This is a genomic window from Pseudomonas frederiksbergensis (assembly GCF_017114915.1).
Taxonomy (GTDB): domain Bacteria; phylum Pseudomonadota; class Gammaproteobacteria; order Pseudomonadales; family Pseudomonadaceae; genus Aquipseudomonas; species Aquipseudomonas frederiksbergensis_I.
Window position 1 is genome coordinate 50,260 of the sequence record NZ_JAAUOE010000007.1, and the last position, 20,896, is coordinate 71,155.

21 protein-coding genes and 1 tRNA gene are annotated in these 20,896 nt (G+C 61.0%); 10 read left to right on the forward strand and 12 right to left on the reverse strand.

All coding sequences use genetic code 11. From position 1 onward, the window contains the following. Positions 1-132: 132 nt before the first annotated feature. From HCU66_RS07655 to HCU66_RS07665, 3 genes are all read right to left on the reverse strand, one after another. Entirely contained in the window at positions 133-348 is a 216-nt protein-coding gene (locus tag HCU66_RS07655; protein ID WP_205888014.1) for a hypothetical protein, read from the reverse strand. Positions 349-572: 224 nt separating this feature from the next. Further along, a complete protein-coding gene (locus HCU66_RS07660; protein WP_205888015.1) occupies positions 573-782 on the reverse strand; it encodes a hypothetical protein in 210 nt (69 codons plus the stop codon). 207 nt (positions 783-989) lie between these two features. Then, positions 990-1,098 (reverse strand) — tRNA-OTHER (locus tag HCU66_RS07665). 124 nt (positions 1,099-1,222) lie between these two features. Here HCU66_RS07665 and HCU66_RS07670 point away from each other — a divergent pair. Continuing rightward, a complete protein-coding gene (locus tag HCU66_RS07670) occupies positions 1,223-1,894 on the forward strand; it encodes a Bax inhibitor-1/YccA family protein (RefSeq protein ID WP_205887908.1) in 672 nt (223 codons plus the stop codon). A 71-nt stretch (positions 1,895-1,965) separates the two neighbouring features. On the opposite strand, the gene HCU66_RS07675 is transcribed toward HCU66_RS07670, so the two are convergent. From HCU66_RS07675 to HCU66_RS07685, 3 genes are read right to left on the reverse strand one after another with little or no spacing between them, the layout of a single operon-like run. Further along, positions 1,966-2,358, reverse strand: coding sequence for a VOC family protein (locus HCU66_RS07675; RefSeq protein WP_205887909.1), 393 nt, complete (start codon positions 2,356-2,358; stop codon positions 1,966-1,968). 11 nt (positions 2,359-2,369) lie between these two features. Beyond that, positions 2,370-2,699: a YceK/YidQ family lipoprotein gene (locus tag HCU66_RS07680; protein ID WP_205887910.1), complete on the reverse strand. Its 330-nt coding sequence runs from the start codon at positions 2,697-2,699 to the stop codon at positions 2,370-2,372. Positions 2,700-2,756: 57 nt separating this feature from the next. Next, the gene (locus tag HCU66_RS07685) at positions 2,757-3,194 is read right to left on the reverse strand and encodes an Lrp/AsnC family transcriptional regulator (protein WP_183679622.1); all 438 of its coding nucleotides are present in this window, start codon (positions 3,192-3,194) and stop codon (positions 2,757-2,759) included. A gap of 135 nt (positions 3,195-3,329) precedes the next feature. On the opposite strand from HCU66_RS07685, the gene HCU66_RS07690 reads away from it, so the two are divergent. Continuing rightward, on the forward strand, positions 3,330-4,223 hold the full coding sequence (locus HCU66_RS07690; RefSeq protein WP_205887911.1) for a DMT family transporter: 894 nt from the start codon (positions 3,330-3,332) through the stop codon (positions 4,221-4,223). 7 nt (positions 4,224-4,230) lie between these two features. Here the strand turns inward: HCU66_RS07690 and HCU66_RS07695 are convergent, their stop codons facing one another. After that, on the reverse strand, positions 4,231-5,856 hold the full coding sequence (locus tag HCU66_RS07695) for an NADP-dependent glyceraldehyde-3-phosphate dehydrogenase (protein WP_205887912.1): 1,626 nt from the start codon (positions 5,854-5,856) through the stop codon (positions 4,231-4,233). Positions 5,857-6,065: 209 nt separating this feature from the next. Between HCU66_RS07695 and HCU66_RS07700 the strand changes: the two genes are divergently transcribed. Beyond that, positions 6,066-6,953 (forward strand): Dyp-type peroxidase, encoded by an 888-nt coding sequence (locus HCU66_RS07700; protein WP_205887913.1) that lies wholly within the window; start codon positions 6,066-6,068, stop codon positions 6,951-6,953. 100 nt (positions 6,954-7,053) lie between these two features. On the opposite strand, the gene HCU66_RS07705 is transcribed toward HCU66_RS07700, so the two are convergent. Then, a complete protein-coding gene (locus tag HCU66_RS07705) occupies positions 7,054-7,791 on the reverse strand; it encodes a TorF family putative porin (protein ID WP_205887914.1) in 738 nt (245 codons plus the stop codon). Positions 7,792-7,895: 104 nt separating this feature from the next. Further along, positions 7,896-9,638 (reverse strand): amidohydrolase, encoded by a 1,743-nt coding sequence (locus HCU66_RS07710; RefSeq protein ID WP_205887915.1) that lies wholly within the window; start codon positions 9,636-9,638, stop codon positions 7,896-7,898. 103 nt (positions 9,639-9,741) lie between these two features. Here HCU66_RS07710 and HCU66_RS07715 point away from each other — a divergent pair, with 103 nt between their 5' ends. From HCU66_RS07715 to HCU66_RS07745, 7 genes are all read left to right on the forward strand, one after another. Next, the gene (locus HCU66_RS07715) at positions 9,742-10,659 is read left to right on the forward strand and encodes a LysR family transcriptional regulator (protein ID WP_205887916.1); all 918 of its coding nucleotides are present in this window, start codon (positions 9,742-9,744) and stop codon (positions 10,657-10,659) included. A gap of 38 nt (positions 10,660-10,697) precedes the next feature. After that, complete coding sequence (gene lexA / locus HCU66_RS07720; protein WP_205887917.1) at positions 10,698-11,315, forward strand: transcriptional repressor LexA; 618 nt, start codon at positions 10,698-10,700, stop codon at positions 11,313-11,315. Next, entirely contained in the window at positions 11,315-11,932 is a 618-nt protein-coding gene (gene imuA, locus HCU66_RS07725; RefSeq protein ID WP_205887918.1) for a translesion DNA synthesis-associated protein ImuA, read from the forward strand. The genes lexA and imuA overlap by 1 nt, the downstream gene beginning before the upstream one ends. A gap of 7 nt (positions 11,933-11,939) precedes the next feature. Continuing rightward, positions 11,940-13,355 carry a Y-family DNA polymerase gene (locus HCU66_RS07730; RefSeq protein WP_205887919.1) on the forward strand — a complete coding sequence of 472 codons (1,416 nt, stop codon included), beginning with the start codon at positions 11,940-11,942 and terminating at the stop codon, positions 13,353-13,355. Further along, positions 13,331-16,429 carry an error-prone DNA polymerase gene (locus HCU66_RS07735; protein WP_205887920.1) on the forward strand — a complete coding sequence of 1,033 codons (3,099 nt, stop codon included), beginning with the start codon at positions 13,331-13,333 and terminating at the stop codon, positions 16,427-16,429. Before HCU66_RS07730 ends, HCU66_RS07735 begins: the two co-directional genes overlap by 25 nt. A gap of 9 nt (positions 16,430-16,438) precedes the next feature. Further along, on the forward strand, positions 16,439-17,023 hold the full coding sequence (locus HCU66_RS07740) for a response regulator (protein ID WP_277397052.1): 585 nt from the start codon (positions 16,439-16,441) through the stop codon (positions 17,021-17,023). 175 nt (positions 17,024-17,198) lie between these two features. Further along, positions 17,199-17,441 (forward strand): DUF465 domain-containing protein, encoded by a 243-nt coding sequence (locus tag HCU66_RS07745; RefSeq protein WP_205887921.1) that lies wholly within the window; start codon positions 17,199-17,201, stop codon positions 17,439-17,441. A 231-nt stretch (positions 17,442-17,672) separates the two neighbouring features. On the opposite strand, the gene HCU66_RS07750 is transcribed toward HCU66_RS07745, so the two are convergent. The 3 genes from HCU66_RS07750 to HCU66_RS07760 all read right to left on the reverse strand — a co-directional run bounded on the left by HCU66_RS07750 (position 17,673) and on the right by HCU66_RS07760 (position 20,884). Continuing rightward, positions 17,673-18,764, reverse strand: a complete 1,092-nt coding sequence (locus HCU66_RS07750) for an SMP-30/gluconolactonase/LRE family protein (protein WP_205887922.1) — start codon at positions 18,762-18,764, stop codon at positions 17,673-17,675. Continuing rightward, positions 18,761-19,906, reverse strand: a complete 1,146-nt coding sequence (locus HCU66_RS07755; protein ID WP_205887923.1) for an SRPBCC family protein — start codon at positions 19,904-19,906, stop codon at positions 18,761-18,763. The genes HCU66_RS07750 and HCU66_RS07755 overlap by 4 nt, the downstream gene beginning before the upstream one ends. A gap of 114 nt (positions 19,907-20,020) precedes the next feature. Then, entirely contained in the window at positions 20,021-20,884 is an 864-nt protein-coding gene (locus tag HCU66_RS07760) for a LysR family transcriptional regulator (RefSeq protein ID WP_205887924.1), read from the reverse strand. Positions 20,885-20,896 lie beyond the last annotated feature (12 nt).

Here is a 20,896-nt window from a genome sequence, read left to right on the forward strand (position 1 = left end):
CCGAAGCGACCGCAATTGCAAAGGGCTAGCTCACGCTTTTCCGTGTCTTCATTTTCCTACTCAAACGTCCGCTCCTGGCCATACCCGCTGTGAGGTGAACAGAACTGGTATCCAGAATTCACCCCGACGTACTTAACCGATATCCAATTTCTTCAATCGCGCCAGGCCTTGTTTGATATGGCCGGCGTTTTCCTCCATGGTCCATAGTGCTCCACGGACATTTCCACCTACTTCCTGCGCCCCTTGCTCCTCAACCAGGAGGGTCAACTCCATAATGGCCGCCTGCAGAGCCTGCTGGTTTTCGTACAGCCTTTCCAGTACATCCGACAGTGAATAATCACCAAGCATGACGTCGACTCCCTTCAAGAAAAACACAAGCATAGTACCGGCAGTGCCCATGTCAGGCAGTAATTGCAGCATGCTTAGAAATTGCTACAAAGCGAAGAAGTCGCAGCGGATTAGCCAGTCTGGCTGGGGCGTTGGAGGACTGCTAGACCCAATCCATCGTTGAGCCGAGCTTCAGGTCTCGCTCAGCAGGTACGACGTGGGGCCCCAGAGCTGGAGACGGGAAATCACTCAGGTGTCATGAGCACCGCTAGCGTCAGCTTGATGAACTCCTCATTGCGGTCGATCGTGTCCAGGGCGCCGCGGACGTTGTCGGCGACGTCGGCCGATCCGCGCATCTCCACCCAGTTCGAAAGCTCAAGGATGGCAGCCTCAAGGGCGAGCTGGTTTTCGTTGATCTTGTAGAGCAGGGAAGGGAGCAGGTCTGAGTTTGGCATCATGAATCCTCCGTGGAGGTTTCAGCGTAGCAGCAGGATTTCTCGGACGGTGATCGGGGGTGTTGGCAGGATGCGGGAAGGCGGGAAAAACGGGATAATTTTGTAACGACACCCGAAAAGTTTTGTAACGCTTCGGGTGTGGTCGGATTTTCGCCAAACCCCAGAAACGACAAAGCCCTGAATAATCAGGGCTTTGTCGTATAAAGATGGCGGAGGCGATGGGATTCGAACTCATGGACCTGTTACAGTCGACGGTTTTCAAGACCAAAGATTAATCCTTATANACCGTTGCCTTAAACCACTCGGCCACACCTCCGTTTGCGTTGCGGGCGCCATAATACCTGAATGAAACACACTGTCAAACTCTCTGCATGGCTTGTTACAGAGCGTCTGTTATGATCTTTGCGACTGAACGTTTCAAACCCAACAGGAGTGTCGCCATGCGCGAACAGGATTACGCAGTTAATAACAGCGTGCAGGCTGAGCAGCTAGAGGTTAGCCGCGTCCTGCGCAACACGTACGGCTTACTCGCACTCACCCTCGCATTCAGCGGCGTGATGGCGTTTGTCGCACAGCAGATGCGTGTCGGCTACCCGAACATCTTCGTGGTGCTGATCGGCTTCTACGGCCTTTTCTTCCTCACCAACAAACTCCGTGACTCGGCATGGGGCCTGGTTTCTGCGTTCGCGCTGACCGGTTTCATGGGTTTCCTGCTCGGCCCGATCCTCAACCGTTACCTGGGCATGCAGGGCGGCGCGGAAGTGGTCAGCTCGGCCTTCGCGATGACCGCGCTGGTGTTCGGCGGCCTTTCGGCTTATGTGCTGATCACCCGTAAGGATATGAGCTTCCTCGGTGGTTTCATCACGGCCGGTTTCTTTGTGCTGTTGGGTGCGACGCTGGCGAGCCTGTTCTTCCAGATCAGCGGTCTGCAACTGGCGATCAGCGCAGGTTTCGTGCTGTTCTCCTCGGTCTGCATCTTGTTCCAGACCAGCGCCATCATTCACGGCGGCGAGCGCAACTACATCATGGCGACCATCAGCCTGTATGTATCGATCTACAACCTGTTCGTCAGCTTGTTGCAGCTGTTCGGCATCATGGGTCGCGATGATTGATCGCCAGCCTTGAGTAAAAAACCCGCTTCGGCGGGTTTTTTTATTGTCTGGGATTTTGCTCCGGTCGTTGGTCAATCGGGTTCGTGGCAACACACGCAAAGTTTGTTGCCGTCCGGGTCGCGCATGTAGGCACCGAAGTAATCGGGATGGTAGTGCGCACGCAGGCCGGGCGGGCCCTCGCAGGATCCACCATGAGCCATGGCCAGTGCGTGACAGAGGTTGACGATCTCGCGACTTGGCGCAAGCAGGGCGATCATCTGCCCATTGCCCGGTGTGGCCGGCTGTTCGTCGAACGCCGTGCCAATGACGAACAGCGGACGCGGTGCATCCTTGCTCATCCACCCCGCCCAGGGTTTGCCGGGGTCGCAGAATTTCATCCGCAGTTGCAGTGCATCCATGATCGGTTGGTAGAACGCTAATGCACGATCGAAGTCAGTGATGCCGATAAAAACGTGAGACAACATTCACCTGCCCCCTATTCGGCAATGACAATGCTGCCATCAGCCTGCTGCCGATAAATGGTGTAGGGCAGCAGCATGGTGTCGAGTGCGCCTGAAATAACTACGTCGATCAGCACAAAGGGCGTGGCATTGTTGTATTGATACTCATCGATGCCCGGGCCTGGAGGCGCATGCAGCGTGCAAAAGTCATAAGTCACGCCGCTATAGATCCGTGGAACCGCACCGCAGTAGGTTTTCTGCTCCTTGAGGCTCTTCACTGCTGCTTCGTCACTGCGCACCACTGTCTGGAACGTACCGCAGCCTGCAAGCATCACCGCCGCCAGTAACATGGCCTGAGTTTTCATACCGCCAATCCTTCGCCGGAAAAAGATCAATCTACGCCTTTGCGAACCAAACAGCACTCACGCCATCGGCGGCAGCCGGCGCTTGATCGGGGTTTTCTTGACGATGGCGGTGTTGGTTTCGGCATGGCTGTTGAGGCGGTCGAGCAGGGTGTCCAGCTGTTCCATCGAGCGCACATGCAGGCGGGCGATGAAGCAGTCGTCGCCGGTGACTTTGTCGCACTCGGTGAATTCGGGGATCGCCTGAATCTGGCGCTCCACTTCCTGCAACTGGCCCGGCAACGGGCGGATGCGGACGATGGCCTGAAGTTGATAGCCGAAGCATTTGGGGTCGATCTCGACTGTGTAGCCCTTGAGTACACCGCGTTCTTCGAGGCGGCGCAGGCGCTCGGCGACACTGGGCGAGGACAGGCCGCTGATCTGTGCCAGGGCCTTGAGCGAGCGGCGGGAGTCTTCCATCAATGCGCTGATCAGCACTTGGTCGATGTCGTCGGTCATGGCGAATCCCCTGTTAGGCAATCGGCTGGATAAGCCTTGATAAAAAAGGTAGATGCCGAGTTTAGCCTGCTTTTTGCGCTGGAGAAGCCCCTTGATGGATTGGCATACTTTGGGCTCAAACACAGGAGGTTGATGATGGACAGAACACTACGTCGCGGCTCATTCGAGATGACCGCCGCCATGCTGATTTCCGGGACCATTGGTTGGTTCGTGCTGGTGTCCGGGCAACCGGTGCTGGACGTGGTGTTCTGGCGCTGCGTGTTTGGTGCCGGCACCTTGTTGCTGATCTGCGCGGCGTTCGGCTTTCTGCGCCCCGGCATTTTGACGTCCACCACTTTCTTGCTGGCCGTGCTGAGCGGCGTGGCAATTGTCGGCAACTGGGTGCTGCTGTTCGCATCCTACTCTCGCGCCTCGATTGCCATCGGCACCGCGGTCTATAACGTCCAGCCGTTCATGCTGGTGGGGCTGGCCGCGCTATTCCTGGGGGAGAAGATCACCCTGCAGAAACTGTTCTGGCTGGGCATTTCGTTTCTCGGGATGCTGGCGATTGTCAGCGCCCATGGTGAGCAAGGCGAGGGCGGCAACGATTACCTGATGGGAATCGGTCTGGCGCTGGGGGCTGCTTTTCTTTATGCAATTGCCGCGTTGATCATCAAACGCCTGACCGGCACGCCACCGCATCTGATCGCCCTGATCCAGGTCTGCACCGGCGTGCTGTTGCTCGCGCCCTTTGCGCACTTCTCGGCGATGCCGCAAGCGCCCAGTGCCTGGGCCAGCCTGGTGACGCTGGGCATCGTGCATACCGGTTTGATGTACGTGCTTCTCTATGGCGCGATTCAAAAGCTGCCGACCGCCCTGACCGGCGCGCTGTCATTCATTTACCCGATTGCGGCGATTTTCGTGGACTGGTTCGCTTTCGGCCATCGCCTGGAGCCGCTGCAATGGATCGGTGTCGCCGCGATTCTGTTGGCCGCCGCCGGGATGCAACAGGGCTGGGGCCTGAAGCTTCGGCCGGCGGCAGCACAGTAAACAGACCTCAGAAGATGTAGTCGGTGGTCAGGAAGCTCGAGTTTCGTCCGCTGATGATCTCGCTGAGAAGTTCTTTGCTGCTTTCCTGGAACTTGGTCGCCACCAGGGTCCGGATCGAAAATACCCGCAGCGCATCGTGCACCGACAGCGTGCCTTCGGCGGAGTTCTTGCGGCCGTTGAACGGGTAGGTGTCCGGGCCGCGCTGGCACTGGGCGTTGAGGTTGATCCGGCCGACCTGGTTGGCGAAGGTGTCCACCAGCCTGCCGACCGCCACCGGGTTGGTACCGAAAATGCTCAGTTGCTGGCCGAAGTCGGATTCCAGGACGTAATCGATCACGGTGTCCAGATGGCGGTAAGGCACGATCGGTACAACCGGGCCGAACTGTTCTTCCTGATAGACGCGCATTTGCGGTGTCACCGGGTACAACACGGCCGGGTAGAAGAACGATGCGCGGGATTCACCGCCATTGGGGTTGACCACGGCGGCGCCTTTGCTGACGGCATCTGCCACCAGGGTGTGCAAATAATCGACCTTGCCTGACTCCGGCAGTGGCGTCAGGGCCACGCCGCTGTCCCACGGCATGCCGGGTTTGAGGCCGGCGAGTTTGGCGTTGAATTTCTCGATGAACGCCTCGACCACGTCTTCATGGACGAAGAGAATTTTCAGCGCGGTGCAGCGTTGTCCGTTGAACGACAAGGAGCCGGTGACGGCTTCGCTGACGGCGTTGTCCAGATCGACCTCCGGCAGGACGATGCCGGGGTTTTTCGCATCCAGGCCCAGCGCCGCGCGCAGGCGGTGAGGCCTTGGGTGGAGTTTTTTCAGGTCGCTGGCGGCCTTGTTGGTGCCGATAAACGCAAAGATATCGATCTTGCCGCTGGCCATCAGCGCGCTGACGGTTTCGCGGCCACTGCCGTAAATGACGTTGATCACTCCGGCCGGGAAGCTGTCGCGAAAGGCCTCCAGCAACGGGCGAATCAACAGCACCCCGAGCTTGGCCGGCTTGAACACCACGGTGTTGCCCATGATCAGCGCCGGAATCAGCGTGGTGAAGGTTTCGTTCAGCGGATAGTTGTAAGGCCCCATGCACAACGCCACACCCAGCGGAACGCGGCGGATCTGGCCGAGGGTGTCTTGCTCCAATTCGAAGCGGCTGGAGCGGCGGTCGAGTTCCTTGAGAGCGTTGATGGTGTCGACGATGTAGTCGCAGGTGCGATCGAATTCTTTTTCCGAATCCTTGAGGTTCTTGCCGATCTCCCACATCAGCAACTTGACCACTGCCTCACGTTGTTCGCGCATACGACCGAGGAAAGTTTCGACGTGCTGGATACGCTCGGCCACGCGCATGGTAGGCCACAAGCCCTGGCCCCGATCATAGGCGCGCACGGCGGCATCGAGGGCGGTCAGTGCGGTGTCGGCATCGAGCAGCGGTGTGCTGCCGAGGATCACTTGTTCATCACCATTCGCACCGCTCAGGTACACCGGGCTGCGGACTTGGGCGAGGGGGCCGGACCAGGTTTTCAGTTCTCCGTCGACCAGATATTCGCGCTGTTCGGTCTGGCCGTTGAGGCGGTATTTTTCCGGGATGCTGTCGGCGGAGGGAAACAGGTTGCCAAGAATCGGTGCTGTGGTCATGTCGCTACCCCGTCTGGATTGGGTGATGCGGATAAGGTGTTATCGCTACGTACCGCTAATAGGTCAAGGCCTGATCAGCATAGCTGAATCGTTTTACCAGATCGCAACACGAATTGTCATGACCCGCTCCCCGGGTTCTGATCTTTTGTCCTGATAGCACACAACTGACGATCCCCCGGTTAAACTCCAACTCTTTTTAAGGAGTTCATATGAGTTACTACCAGCCGGGCATTCTCGCCACCCCTGTTCCGCCTCAAGCTCGTCATATGTTCTTCGCACTTGAATCCGCCGAGGCACTGCCGGCGGCGCTGGATAACCTGACACGCCTGGTGGACGGAAAATCGGCGGTGGTCGGTGTCGGCGAATCCCTGGTCAAGGCGCTGCACACGCAGATCGACGGCTTGCGCGCCTTTCCTGCGCTGGTCGGTGTCGGCGTCGACAACCCGTCGACCCAACACGCGCTCTGGTGCTGGCTGCACGGTGTTGACCGTGGCGAATTGCTCAATCGCAGCCACGCCATCGAAGCTGCGCTGGCACCGGCCCTGCGTTTGGTGCAGATGAACGAAACCTTCCGCCACATGACCGGCAATGACCTGACTGGTTACGAAGACGGCACCGAAAACCCTCACGATGAAGCCGCTGTAGCCGCCGCGCTGCTGGGCGAGGGCGCCGAGGGGCTGGTCGGTGGCAGCTTCGCCGCGATCCAGCAATGGCAGCATGACCTGAAAGGCTTCCACGCGATGCCATCCCATGAGCAGGACAACATCATGGGCCGGCGCCTGAGCGATAACGAGGAACTCGACGACGCGCCGATCTCCGCCCACGTCAAACGCACCGCCCAGGAAAGCTTCACACCCGAAGCCTTCGTGGTCCGTCGCTCGATGCCGTGGATCGAAGGCGATCGCGCCGGCCTGATGTTCCTGGCGTTCGGTTTTTCCCTCGACGCGTTCGAAGCCCAGCTGCGGCGCATGAGCGGTCTGGAAGACGGCATCACCGACGGTTTGTATCGCATCAGCCGGCCGATCACTGGCGGCTACTACTGGTGCCCACCGCTCAAGGACGGTCGCCTCGACCTGCGCGCATTGCGCATCGGCTAAATAGCGGATCGCGTACACCTGTAGGAGCGAGGCTTGCCCGCGAAGGCGGTGTGTCAGGTAAAACGCTTTCGCGGGCAAGCCTCGCTCCTACAAAAAACCATCAAAAGGATTTGCTGACACTCGCCACCAGGGTTGCGCTGCACACATCGTCGAACCCCCAGTTGCTGATGCATTGGCTTTTCGACAAATCGGTGTCGATGTAACTCAGCCCCAGCAACACCCCGGCCACTTCGCGGGTCAGCTTCGCCTCCCATTCATGGTAAGCCTCTTCGCCATGCCCCGAGGCCGAATACAATCGCGGATCCTTGAAATCCATTTCGCCGTAACGCAGTTTCAAACCCAACCCATAGGGCAATTCAGTTTCGTAGCCTACGTAGCGGTACAACGTGTTCTGTTTGCTGTCGATGCCGGGCGCATCGGCTGAGTAATAGGCCGCGAGTTTCACGCCATAGACGTTGAGAATCCCGTAGACCTCGCTCTGATTGAATTGACTCTCTTTTGGATACGCGTATTTGAGGTAGCCGACATCCAGGCTGATGACGTCGCTGGCCTGCCAAAACCAACCACCGTAGTAATCGATTTCCTGACGGGTTTTCAGGCCACCGCCGAAATCGACGTTCGAACTCCACGCGCCCAGGTACAGACCGCTGCTGTGGGCCAGGGTCACACCGGCCTGCACGGCGGGGTCGTTCTGGGTTTGTGAGATACCGCGAGTGCGGTAGTCGCTGGCCAGGGTCAGGTCGACCAGTAAAGCGAAGTCGTCATTCAAGGGCAGGGCCTGGCTGCCCAAGGGCAACAGGCTGAAGGCTGCGAGGGCGAACAGGGTGAACGCTTTCATGGGGCAGTGCCTTTGTTGTGATTGTTATGGGCAGATGTGAGACAAAGCTGCTCCAGACCCCAGCGATGAACGCGGAGTTGGGCAGCGTATACAGGCGATTTTTCTTAGCGTGTCGGTGCGTAGACTTCACGACCGGCGAACCAGGTTTGCAGCACTTGGGTGTCGTGCAGGGCTTTGTCATCGACACTGAACACATCGCGGTCCAGCACAATGAAATCGGCTTGCTTGCCGGGGCTCAGCGAACCGATTTGCTTCTCTAAACCGATCGTGCGGGCAGCGTTGAGGGTGTAGGCGTAGAACATCGTTTCCCGGTCGATGCGTTCGTCGGCGTTCAATACGCCCAGCGGGCCTTTTCGGGTGATCGCCTGGGCCATGGCGTTCCACGGATTGGGCGAAGACACCGGCCAGTCGCTGGCCCCGGCGATCATCGCGCCCTGTTTGAGCAGCGAGTGCGCCGGGTACTGATAGCGGAAGGCGAGGGCGCTGACGTATGGCTTGATCATGTCCTGGGTGTAATCGTCGGCGCTGGCCCAGAGCAACTGCATGGAGGCGATGACGTTGAGCGGTTTGAACCGCGCAAACTCTTTCGGGTTGACCATTTGCAGGTGGGTGATCGAATGGGTCACGCCGCTCTGGCGATCCTTGCGCGCCTGGGCGATGCCGTTCAGGGATTCGCGCACCGCGCGGTCGCCGATGGCGTGAATGTGCACCCGCCAGCCGCGTTGATCGATGGCACTGACCAGTTCGCCGAAGTGCTTGGGATCGATCAGCAGCTCGCCTTGTTTTTGCGAGTTGGTGTAAGGATCGATCATCGCCGCGCTCTGGGCCGGGTATTCGATCACGCCGTCGGCAAAAATCTTGATACCGGGCAGGGTCAGGTTGGGGATGCCCTGGAACTGCTGGCGAACCTTGTCCAGCGTATCCAGATCGGCCGGGAGACTTTTCGGGTTGGCCACCAGCAGGGCGGCGACGTGGGCGCTCATGCCACCGCTTTGCGACAGTGCTTTGTACACCGGCAGTACGCCGACGGTTTTCTCTGTGGGGGTGAGGGCGAACACCGGCTCGCCGGGAGCGGCGTTGGCGGCGGGGTCCATCCAGGCGGTGATGCCCAGGCTGTTGTTGTAGCGCACGGCGGTTTGCGCGGCGCGCAGCATGTCGGCGGCACTGGGCGCGGGCATTTTCAACGCGACTCGATCCCAACCGGCGTCCACCAGAAAACCGTTGGGGCTGCCGTCGGCGAGCTTGCCGATGGTGTCGCGTTCGGCGGCCGGCAGGTTTTCCAGCAGGGTGGCGTCGATGCCCGCGCGTTCGAGCATAACGTTGTTGGCCCAGGCGGTGTGGTGGTCGCTGCCGGTGAACACCACGGGTACCTTGGCCCATTCGCCGGTGTTGAACTTCTTGCCAAGGGCCTCGGCTTGGGCCCAGTACGCCGAACTCATGCCGGCCACGCTGAGCACATCGCCGTGTTTCGCCTTACCGTCGTCGCGCCATCCGCGCAGGCGTTTTTCCAGTTCATCGAGGCCGACCACCTCATCTTCCATGTTGGCCGAGGCCATTTCCAGTCCGCCGAAAATCGCGTGGGAATGGCTGTCGATCAGGCCGGGCATCAAGGTCTTGCCGCCGAGGTCGATCACTTTCGTTCCCGACTCGATCAAGGTTTTGATCTGCGCATCGCTGCCGACGTGCAGCACTTTGCCGTCCTGCACTGCCAGGGCTTGCACCTTGGGCTGGCTACGGTCGGCGGTGAATATCTTGCCGTTGAGCAGCACCAGATCGGTCGCCGCCATGGCTTCCATCGAGGCAAAAGCCACGGCGGTCATCAATAGATTCGGGATGAATCTTTTCATTGAATGTTTCCTTGTTATTGCGTCTGATGGCCAGATTAGTGGCTGCTCATGCTCAGCAGAACGCCTCACTCACGAAAAACGTTTTTGCCGGAATGGAAAAAGAATGGACAAACTGGGCGCGTTGAAAATGTTCGTGGTCACGGCGCAGTTGGGCAGTTTCAGCCGCGCCGCCGAGCAACTGGGCAAGACTCCATCGGCCCTGACTAAAGCGGTCAATCACCTGGAGGCCGAGCTCGGCGCCCGGCTATTCGAACGCAGTACCCGGCGGATTCTGCTGACGGAAGTGGGGCGGCTTTACCTGGAAACCGCGCGTCAGGTGTTGCAACGGCTGGACGAGGCCGGCGAGGAAATCGAGCAGTTGCAGCACGGCCTGCGTGGCAATCTGAAAATCACCGCGCCACTGGCCTATGGGCAAGCCTTTCTCGATCAGGTGTGTGGCGGTTTTCTGGAGCAGTACCCACAGATCAATCTGCAAGTGGACCTGTGCGATGAGTTCGTCAATCTGCTGGAAAGCGGCTACGACCTGGCCCTGCGCGAAGGCCATGACGACTTGCCGGGGCTGATCGCCCGCGTCGTTGGCAGCAATCGCCTGGCGTTGTGTGGCAGCCCGGCCTATCTGGCGCGCAAGGGGTTGCCGGTCACCCCGCAAACCCTCGATGAACACGAGTGGTTGCTGTATCGCCACCCTCTGCTCAGCCGCGAATTCTGGTGGGCCGAGCGCGACGGGCAGCGCCTGAGCCTGCCGCAACCCCAGGCGCCACGGCTGCGCAGCGACAATTACGACTTGCTGCTGGCCAATGCGCTGGCCGGGCGTGGGTTGCTGCACACGCCGCTGTGGAGTGCTGCGCCGTATCTGGCCGACGGTCGACTGGTGCGGGTGATGGCGGACTACGACATCGATCCCGACAGCTTTGGCCCGCACATTCTGGCGGTATACCCGAGCCATCGGCGAGCGACCGCCAAAGTCGTGGCTTTTATCGATTACATCGCCGGGTTTCTAACCTCTCGCGGGTTGAGCTGACTGGCGGTCCTTGCCAGGAAAAAGCCGAAAGAGTACAAATGTACTCCATGACGACTTTAACTCCCCGCCGTACCGCCATCCTGACCTTCATCCGCGATCGCATCGCCGAACATGGTCAGCCCCCGAGCCTCGCTGAAATCAGCGAGGCCTTTGGTTTCGCCTCCCGTAGCGTGGCGCGCAAGCATGTGTTGGCGCTGACCGAGGCGGGTTTCATTGAGGTCAATGCGCATCAGGCGCGCGGCATCCGCTTGTTGAACCAGCCGCCGCGGCCCGAATTGCTGGACGTTCCGGTACTCGGTCGCGTGGCGGCCGGTGCGCCGATCGGGGCCGATGCCGAGGTCCACAGCCGTTTGCTGCTTGATCCGTCGATCTTCTCGCGGGTGCCGGATTACCTGCTGCGGGTCCAGGGCGATTCGATGATCGAGGACGGCATTCTCGACGGCGATCTGGTGGGCGTGCGGCGCAATCCTGAAGCGCTCAACGGCCAGATCGTGGTGGCACGGCTCGACGGCGAAGTCACCATCAAACGTTTCGAGCGGGTCGGCGAGGCTGTTCGTCTGTTACCGCGCAATCCGGCTTACCAGCCGATCATTGTTCGAGCCGATCAGGACCTGGCCATCGAAGGCGTGTTCTGCGGCCTGGTGAGGCAAGGGTGATGGGCGCCGTCGTTGCGTTGGATACGCTGTTCAATGGCGGCCAGGTCTGGAAGGGCCGGCCTGCACCCCCGACCGTCAGCCCGCAACCCACGGGGCATGCGGCGCTGGATGCGGCATTGCCGAGTGGTGGCTGGCCGGAAGCGGCGCTGAGTGAAATCCTCCTGGCCGGGCAAGGCGTGGGTGAGTTGCAACTGGTGTGGCCGACGCTGGCACGGTTGTCGGCGGCGGGCGAGCGCATCGTGCTGGTGGCGCCGCCTTACGTGCCGTATCCCCAGGCCTGGCAGAACGCCGGGGTCGATCTGCGGCAACTGTCGATCATCCAGGCCAGCGAGCGCGATGCGCTGTGGGCGGCGGAACAATGCCTGCGTTCGGGCAGTTGCGGGGCGGTGTTGTGCTGGCCGCACAAGGCCGATGACCGGGCGTTGCGACGTTTGCAGGTGGCGGCCGAAACCGGACAGACCCTGGCATTCGCCTATCGCTCGCTCAGTGAAGCCATCAACCCGTCGCCAGCGGCCCTGCGCATCGCCATCGATGCCAAACCGGCTCAGTTGCGGGTGCTCAAGTGCCGAGGTGGGCTGGCCCGTTCGGCGCCGATTGCCTTTGCCGTGGGGCATTGAGGTTGCCATGCGCTGGGTGTGCATTGTCTTCCCGCAATTGGCGCTGGATGCGGTATTGCGTCAGCGCCCCGACCCCGACGAGCCGCTGGCGTTGCTGACCGGTCCGGCCCAGCGGCGGGTGCTGCAGGCGGTCAACGGTTCGGCGCGGGCGCTGGGCTTGCGGCCCGGTCAGTCGATGACCGCCGCCCAGGCCCTGAGCAAAGGGTTCGTCACCGCTGAATACGATGCGGCCGAGATCGAACATTGGCAGCAGTTCCTGGCCGCCTGGGCCTATCGGTTCAGTTCCCAGGTCAGCGTGCATTACCCCCGGGCCGTGGTGTTTGAAATCGAATCCAGCCTGGGCTTGTTCGGGCCCTGGCCGCAGTTCGAAGCACGGTTGCGCGCCGAACTCGGCGAGCTGGGGTTTCGTCACCGGATTGTCGCCGCGCCCAACCCGGTGGCGGCGCGGGTGCTGGCCAACGTTTATGACGGTCTGGTGGTGCCGGACAATAACGCCTTGCAGCATCACCTGGGGCAACTGCCCATCGACCGGATCGCCCTGGAGCCCAGCGTTGCCACGGCGTTATCGCGCATGGGGCTGCGCACCTTGAGTCAGGTGCAGGCGTTGCCCCGGCATAGCCTGGCCCGGCGTTTCGAGGCCCAGGTGCTCAAACATCTGGACAGCCTGTTCGGCGAGCGGCGGCTGGCGCTGGCGTTTTACCTGCCGCCGGATCGTTTCGATGTGCGCATCGAGCTCAACTTCGATGTGCAATCCCATCAGGCGTTGTTGTTTCCTTTAAGACGATTGACCGGTGATCTGTCGGCGTTCCTCTGCGGACGAGACAGCGGTGTGCAGCGTTTCGACTTGCACCTGGAACATGCCGGCTTGCCGGACACCGTGATCAAGGTCGGTCTGCTCAGCGCCGAGCGCGACCCGGCGATGCTGTTCGAGCTGGCCCGGGGGCGGCTGGAGCAGGTTCAGGTCGAAGCCCCTGTGCGCGGTTTTCGTCTGCGCGCTGAAGATCTGCCGGCCTTCGTGCCCCAGCGTCAGGAGTTGTTCGATGATCGTCCACAACAGTCCTTGCCCTGGGAGCAACTGCGTGAACGCTTGCGCGCACGGTTGGGGGATGACGCGGTGCAGGGCCTGCGCTTCCAGGCCGATCACCGGCCGGAATGCGCGTGGCAGACCACTGTCGACAGTCAGGCCTGCGGGGGGCTGCCTGCCGTGCAACGTCCGGGCTGGTTGCTGACTGAACCGCAGGCGGTACACGAAGGCTCGACGCGCATCCTCATGGGGCCGGAGCGCATCGAGTCCGGCTGGTGGGACGGCGACGACGTGCGCCGCGATTACTACCTGATCGAAACCCGTTCCGGTCAGCAGGGCTGGGCCTATCGGGCGGTGGGCGAAGACGGCCCGTTGTGGCTGCAGGGCTGGTTCGCATGAGCGTCGACTATGCCGAACTGCACTGCCTGTCGAACTTCAGTTTTCAGCGCGGTGCTTCCAGTGCGCTTGAGCTTTTTCAAAGGGCGAAAAAGCAGGGCTATCAGGCGCTGGCGATCACTGACGAATGCACCCTGGCGGGTATCGTCCGTGCCTGGCAGGCGGCCAAGTCCGTGGAGCTGCCGCTGATCATCGGCAGCGAAATACGCATTGAAGGCGGCCCGAAACTGGTGCTGCTGGTGGAAAATATCGAGGGTTACCAGACCCTGTGCCGACTGATTACCCGCGCCAGACGCCGCACGCAGAAAGGTCAGTATCAGGTGTTGCGGGAGGATTTCAGCGAGCCATTGCCGGGGCTGTTGGCATTGTGGGCGCCAGACACAGTCGATGATTTTGCGCAGGGCCACTGGCTGAAGCAGACCTTCGCCGAGCGCCTGTGGCTGAGCGTTCAGTTACATCGCGGGCAGGACGACACCCGGCAACTGGCGGCGCTGCTGACCCTGGCGCGGGAGCTGCGGATCCCGGCGGTGGCCAGCGGCGATGTGCACATGCACGCCCGGGGCCGGCGCGCCTTGCAGGACACCATGACCGCGATCCGCCATCACCTGCCGGTGGCCGAGGCCGGGTTGCGTCTGCACCCCAATGGCGAGCGGCATTTGCGCAGCCTCGACGACTTGCGCGATCTCTACCCGCAGGCGCTGCTCGACGAGACGCTGAGCATTGCCCGACGCTGCAGCTTCGACCTCGGTCAGTTGCGTTATCAATATCCACGGGAACTGGTGCCCGACGGTCACACGCCCACGTCCTGGTTGCGGGTGCTGGCAGAAAAGGGGATTCGCTGGCGCTGGGAAAAAAGCCCCAAGGCCGAGGTGTTGGCGCAGATCGACAAGGAACTGGAGCTGATTGCCGAGCTGGGGTACGAGAGTTATTTCCTGACGGTTCACGACATTGTGAATTACGCCCGCCAGCAACACATTCTCTGTCAGGGGCGCGGTTCTGCCGCCAACTCGGCGGTGTGCTTCGTGCTGGGAATCACGGAGATCGACCCGGATCGCAGCACGCTGCTGTTCGAGCGTTTTCTCTCCAAAGAGCGCAACGAACCGCCGGACATCGACGTGGATTTCGAGCACGAGCGGCGCGAAGAAGTCCTGCAATATGTGTTTCAGCGTTATGGCCGGGCCCGTGCGGCGCTGACGGCGGTGGTCAGCACTTACCACGGTGCCGGCGCAGTACGGGACGTGGCCAAGGCGTTGGGGTTGCCGCCGGATCAGGTCAACGCCCTGGCCGACTGTTGCGGCCACTGGAGTAATCAGGCGCCGCCCGTCGAGCGTCTGCGTGAGGGTGGTTTCGACCCCGATAGCCCGGTGTTGCGCCGAGTGCTGAGCCTGACCCAACAGCTGATCGGTTTTCCCCGGCACCTGTCCCAGCACCCTGGCGGTTTCGTGATTTCCGAGCAGCCCCTGAACAGCCTGGTGCCGGTGGAAAACGCCGCCATGGCCGAGCGCACCATTATTCAGTGGGACAAGGACGATCTGGATGCGGTCGGGCTGCTCAAGGTCGATATTCTGGCGCTGGGCATGCTCAGCGCGATTCGTCGTTGTTTCGATCTGCTGCGTCGGCACCGGGGCCGTGATCTGAGCCTGGCGACGGTGCCGGCCGAAGACCCGCAAACCTACGAGATGATTGGCCATGCGGACACCATCGGGGTATTCCAGATCGAGTCCCGGGCACAGATGTCGATGCTGCCCAGGCTCAAGCCCAAGAACTTCTACGATCTGGTGATCGAGGTGGCGATCGTTCGTCCGGGGCCGATTCAGGGCGGGATGGTGCATCCCTACCTGCGGCGGCGTAAGGGCGAAGAGGAGGTGAAATACCCGTCGAAAGAACTTGAAGCGGTGCTCAAACGTACGCTGGGCGTGCCGCTATTCCAGGAACAGGTGATGCAGATCGCGATTGTCGCCGCCGACTACAGCCCCGGCGAGGCCGATCAATTGCGCCGCTCCATGGCGGCCTGGAAGCGCCATGGCGGGCTGGAACCGCACAAGGAACGTCTGGCGGACGGGATGAAGAAAAACGGCTACACGGCGGAGTTCGCCGCGCAGATCTTCGAGCAGATCAAAGGCTTCGGCGACTACGGTTTTCCCGAATCCCACGCCGCCAGTTTCGCCTTGCTGACCTACGCCAGTTGCTGGTTGAAATGCCACGAGCCGGCGGCTTTCGCCTGTGCGCTGATCAACAGCTGGCCCATGGGTTTCTACAGCCCGGACCAGATTCTCCAGGATGCCCGCCGCCATCATTTGCAAATTCGCCCCGTGGATGTGCGGGCCAGTGACTGGGATTGCAGCCTGGAACCGGTCACCGGCGCGCAGCCGGCCATCCGCATGGGGTTGCGGATGATCAAGGGCTTTCGCGAAGACGATGCCCGGCGCATCGAGATGGCAAGGTCGAAAGGGGCGTTTGCCGACATCGCCGACCTTGGCGAACGGGCACGACTCGATGCTCGCGCCCAAGAGCAACTGGCCGATGCCGGTGCGCTGCGCGGGCTGGCCGGCGACCGGCATCGGGCGCGCTGGGAGGTGGCGGGGGTGCAGAAACAACTCGGCTTGTTTGCCGGTCTGCCGAGTCAGGAAGAGCCGGCGGTGTCTCTGCCCAAACCCACCGTGGGCGAAGACCTGCAAGCCGATTACGCCAGTGTCGGCACCACCCTCGGCCCGCATCCGCTGGCGTTGCTGCGGGGGGAGCTCAAGGCCCGGCGTTGTCGCAGCTCCAGGGAATTGCTGGCGGTCGAGCATGGGCGTCCGATTAGCGTCGCCGGGCTGGTCACCGGTCGGCAGCGTCCGGGCACCGCCAGCGGCGTGACCTTCGTGACCCTTGAAGACGAGTTCGGCAACGTCAACGTGGTGGTCTGGCGCGACCTGGCCGACCGGCAACGGCAGGTACTGGTCGGCTCGCAATTGCTCAAGGTTGATGGGCGCTGGGAAAAGGAAGGTGAGGTGCGGCACCTGATTGCCGGACGCTTGAGCGACCTGAGTTCATTGCTCGACGGCATTCATGTGCGCAGCCGGGATTTCCGCTGAGCCTGCGACATGCGTCACCCGCGCAGGAAGCAATCACGTTCGCCGAAATACGGCCAGGGCACCGGCCTGGGGTTGAGCATGGTGTTCGGTTTCGTCAAACAGAGCGGTGGGCATATCGAGATCGCAAGCGTCGTCGGGCAAGGCACCCGGGTGCAGCTGTATTTCCCTCGCAGTTTGCGCCCGTTGCCCAGTGAAACAACGCGCCATGCTCCGCAGCACCGGGGCGGGCATGAAACCATTCTGGTGGTCGAGGACAACGAAGCGGTACGTTGCTCGGCGGTGGACTTGTTGTGTGAAGAGGGCTATCAGGTCCTGACCGCGGCCAACGGTGACCTGGCGATGCAGATGTTGCTGGACGGCGCGACAGTGGACCTGATCTTCACCGACGTGGTCATGCCCGGCCTGATCAAAAGCTCGGACCTGGCCGCCTGGGCCAAGGTGCAGAATCCTCCGGTGGCGGTGCTGTTTACCTCCGGCCACACCCGCGACATTATTTCGCGCGATCACCAACTCAGCCCCGACACTTATCTGCTGAGCAAACCTTATGGCCCGCAAGCGCTGACACGGATGGTGCGCACGGTGCTTGGTGGCTGAATCAAGGGTGGTTTCATGGGCGCTCGGCAAAGGTTTGATCGCGTTTGCGACAGGACGACGAACGGGCACCGCTGGTCTGATAGACGGTCGACAGAACCGGGTAAGCGAGGCCATTCTGATAATTGGCGAACGCCATCGATCACGTTTGCCACCGATTAACAAACGGAGGTGTTCCATGCCGGTGACCCATGACCTTTATCAGGACTTGCGCTGCACGAAGGAAGAGATCCAGCAAAAACGCACCAAGGATCCGTTACTGGATTCACTGCTCAACAAGTACTCCCAGGCGGACGCGGAGGTGGTGAAGGCCGAGTCCGCACAATCGGATGCGCCCAGCGATGAGGCACTGAAGAAGCTCAAGGAGAAGCGCGTACAGGTCAAGAACAAGATCGTTGAGCGACTTCAGACGCCGTCCTGAACGCTATGCAGAATCACCGACGACCGGTGACTGAAAAATTGGAACGGGGATCAATACCGGCACCTCGAACGATCAGAGTCCGACTTTACGGCTCCATGCGAGGTGCCCCATGCCCCGATCCAGCCTTTCCCCGTAAAGAAAAGTACCGCAGGCTTCGCCAGCCGCTACAAGAACTGATATTCAACATTGATGTTGACTGGCATGGCGTCATTCACGAACAGTTGGTCACCGTTACTTCTGCAATGCCGTGCTCAACGGTAACCGCGCCATGTGCCGCGCTTTCAGCGACCCCAGATACAGCCAGTCCCCATACTCGCGCACGGTGGTAATGGGGGAGTAGTTGCCGCTGCTGGCGTCTTGCAGGTTGGCAATCACTTTACCGTCGAGGTCCAGGCCGAGGGCGAAGGCGCGCTTCTCCACCGGCTTGGGCAGCACTGTCATCGCCCGCACAATCATTTTGCGTACCAGGGGATAGGGCGCCGTGGCGTCGAGCAAGGCATTGCGCGGTGTATACAGCGCCACCCAGAAACGGTCGCGGCCATTGAACGCCAGGTTGTCCGGCAGCCCTGGCAAATTGTCGATGAACAGGTCGTGGGTGCCGGTTTTCGGCCCGGTCAGCCAATAGCGGCTGATGCGATAAGCACCGGTTTCATTGACCAGCACAAACGCATCGTCAGGCCCCAGGGTCACGCCGTTGGCGAACTCCAGCTTGTCCATCAGAACCGCCGTTTTGCCGGTCTGGAAGTCATAACGCAGCAAGCGGCCGTCGCCACCGTGTTCGATGATCGCCTCGCCATCCATGCCATACCCCCAACGGCTGGAAGCATCGCTGAAATAGGCATAATGCCCGGACTTGTCGATGGTCACGTCATTGGTAAAACCCAAGGGTACGTTGTTGGCCGTGGTGCTCAATGCAATCAACCGGCCCTGGGCGTCGAGCGACAGTAAACCCTTGATCCCGTCGGCGATCACCAGCAAACCATTAGGATGCCGCGCCAGGCCCAACGGTCTGCCGCCGGTATCGGCCAGCACCTTGGTGGTTTTGCCGTCGAGGCTGCTGCGAACCAACCGACCGTCATGCAGACCGGTGATCAGGACGTTTTCTTCCAGCAGCAACGCCTCCGGGCCGTCGATGTCAGCGGCGCCGACACGCTCCACGCCTTTGAGTCGCTGATTGGCGGCGTAGATGCCATCGACGAGGGAGGGCGCCGTCGGCGGTGTCCAGGCTACCGGTTGAACCTTGGTCGGTAATAACAACAGCAAGGCGCCAATCACAATGATCAGCAGCAACAACGCATGCCGGAACTTGAGGGCTCTTTTCACGCGCTGACTCCTGCCGGGGCCAGATGTTTTTGCGCCATCTCGCGTAACGCCAGCATCGATTGCGCAGATTCACGCTCGATGCGCCGCTTGAGCAGCAGTCGATTGGCGATGCGCATTCCCAGGCCGCTGAAGTGATATTCCAGGGTGCGGACAAACCGCGTGCCGTCGCCCGCAGCCTCACACTCGTAAGTCACCACCAACGACAATCCATGATCGCCCCGGGCCCGAGCGCGCCAGCGGCGACCGGGCAGGTATTCGTCGACTTCCCAGCGCAAATGCCCCTCACGCCCACCGGCCCGAATGTCTTCCTCGAACCGCGCTCCGGCGTACAGCGGTCCGCTCTGACCGTCGACCTTGAGAGAGGACGGATGCCACTGCGGCCAATGGGTCACCGTGCTGGCGTAGGCGAGTACGGCCACCGGATTTCCAGGGATGTCAATCACGTGCTGCATACGGGTCATGGGTATTCTCGTCAGGTGCAGGAGCGCTTGCTCCGGTTCCCAGTACAGGGTGCCGAACAGGTAATCCATCAGTGGCAACACGATATTGAAGTTGCGCTCTTGCATCAGCTCACGGCGGTGATGCAGTTCATGCAGACGGCGCATCTGGCGGATCCACGGCAAGCGCGTTACCGGGTTGCCGGGCGGTAGATGTTCGCAGGCATGGAACACCTCATAGCTCAGGTAACCGAGGACCATGCAGCCGCCAAACAGCCCCGCGATGTTGCCGTTGAGTTGAGCCAGCAACCACCAGACGGGCGCGGTGATGACGAGGGTGTGCAACACGATCAGCCAGGCCGGAAACAGAATCACCCGCCAGTCGCGCGCGCTGTCGTAAGTCATGTGGCCTAGGGTGAAAAAGCTGTGATGATCACCGGCGTGACGGGCGTAGAACATCCGCGCCAGGCTCTTTTTATGGTGCCCCAGATGCCGATGCACGACGTACACGCCAAAGTTGAAAAACAGCAGGGTCAACGGCACCGCCAGCCATTCCAGGGGTTGCACCTGATGCACGGTGCTCCAGAACATGCCGATGGCCAGCCATCCGAACAGCAACACAAAGGTGCCGTGCAACCAAGGGTTGTAGAGCGGATGAATGTCGGCACGATAGCGCGCGCGGAATGCTTCGGTGGTCTGCCTCACTGGGTTCACCTGTGGTTATTGTTATAACCAGCAGATTAGCCGATCCCACCACAAAGGCTGGCCGAACCTTGAGGACACAAGCGCCATGCTCCGGTGCAAGACGCCTGTTGGGTGTCAGGCCAACGGGTTCCAGCGCTGGGACCAGTCGTCGTCCGTCTTGATCACTTCGCGCAGCAGATCGAAGGCCCGTTGCAGGGTCGCCGAGTCGCGGTCCCGGGAATAAACCAGATAGGTCGGGTAGCTGAACTCCGGGGCTTTGGGCACGGGTTCCAGCACGCCGCTTTCCAGATAGCTCTGGACCACGCGGGTGCGGAAATAGCCGCTGCCGCCGTTTTCCAGAATGTATTGCAAGGCCAGCGGTCCGAGGTTGAAGCTCAGGGCCGCCTTGGCCTTATCCGGCAGTGCGGCATCGTGCTGTCGACGGAAGTCCGGGCCCCAGTCGATATACACGTAAGGGTCGGGTTGTCTGGCCAGGCGTATCAGGATGAGTTTCTCTTCCAGCACCTGCTCCACTTGCAGGCCCGGCCAGTACTCGGGCTGATAGACCAGCGCCGCATCCAGAACCCCCAGCTCCAATTGGCGCAGCAGGTTTTCGCCGTCACGGATTTCCATGCGCAGGGCATGGCTGGGAATTTTTTCGCGCAGCTCGCCCGCCCAACTGAGCATCAACGGGTTGCACAGACTGACCTCGCCACCGATGTGCAGCACGTCGCGGTAGCCCTCGGGCAGCGGCAAGTCCCGACGCGCCGCTTCCCAGGTTTGCACCAGTTGATTGGCGTAAACCACGAAGGCCTCGCCGTTTGGCGTCAGGCGCGCACCGGCGCGGTTGCGCACAAACAGCGTGCTGCCCAGCTGACTTTCGAGCTTCTGCACCCGGGCGGTGATCGCGGTCTGGGTGACGTGCAACTTTTCGGCCGCCGCGGCCAGGCTGCCGTGGCGGACGATTTCCAGAAAGGTGCGGGCGAGGTCGATGTCCATGGGAATGCCGAT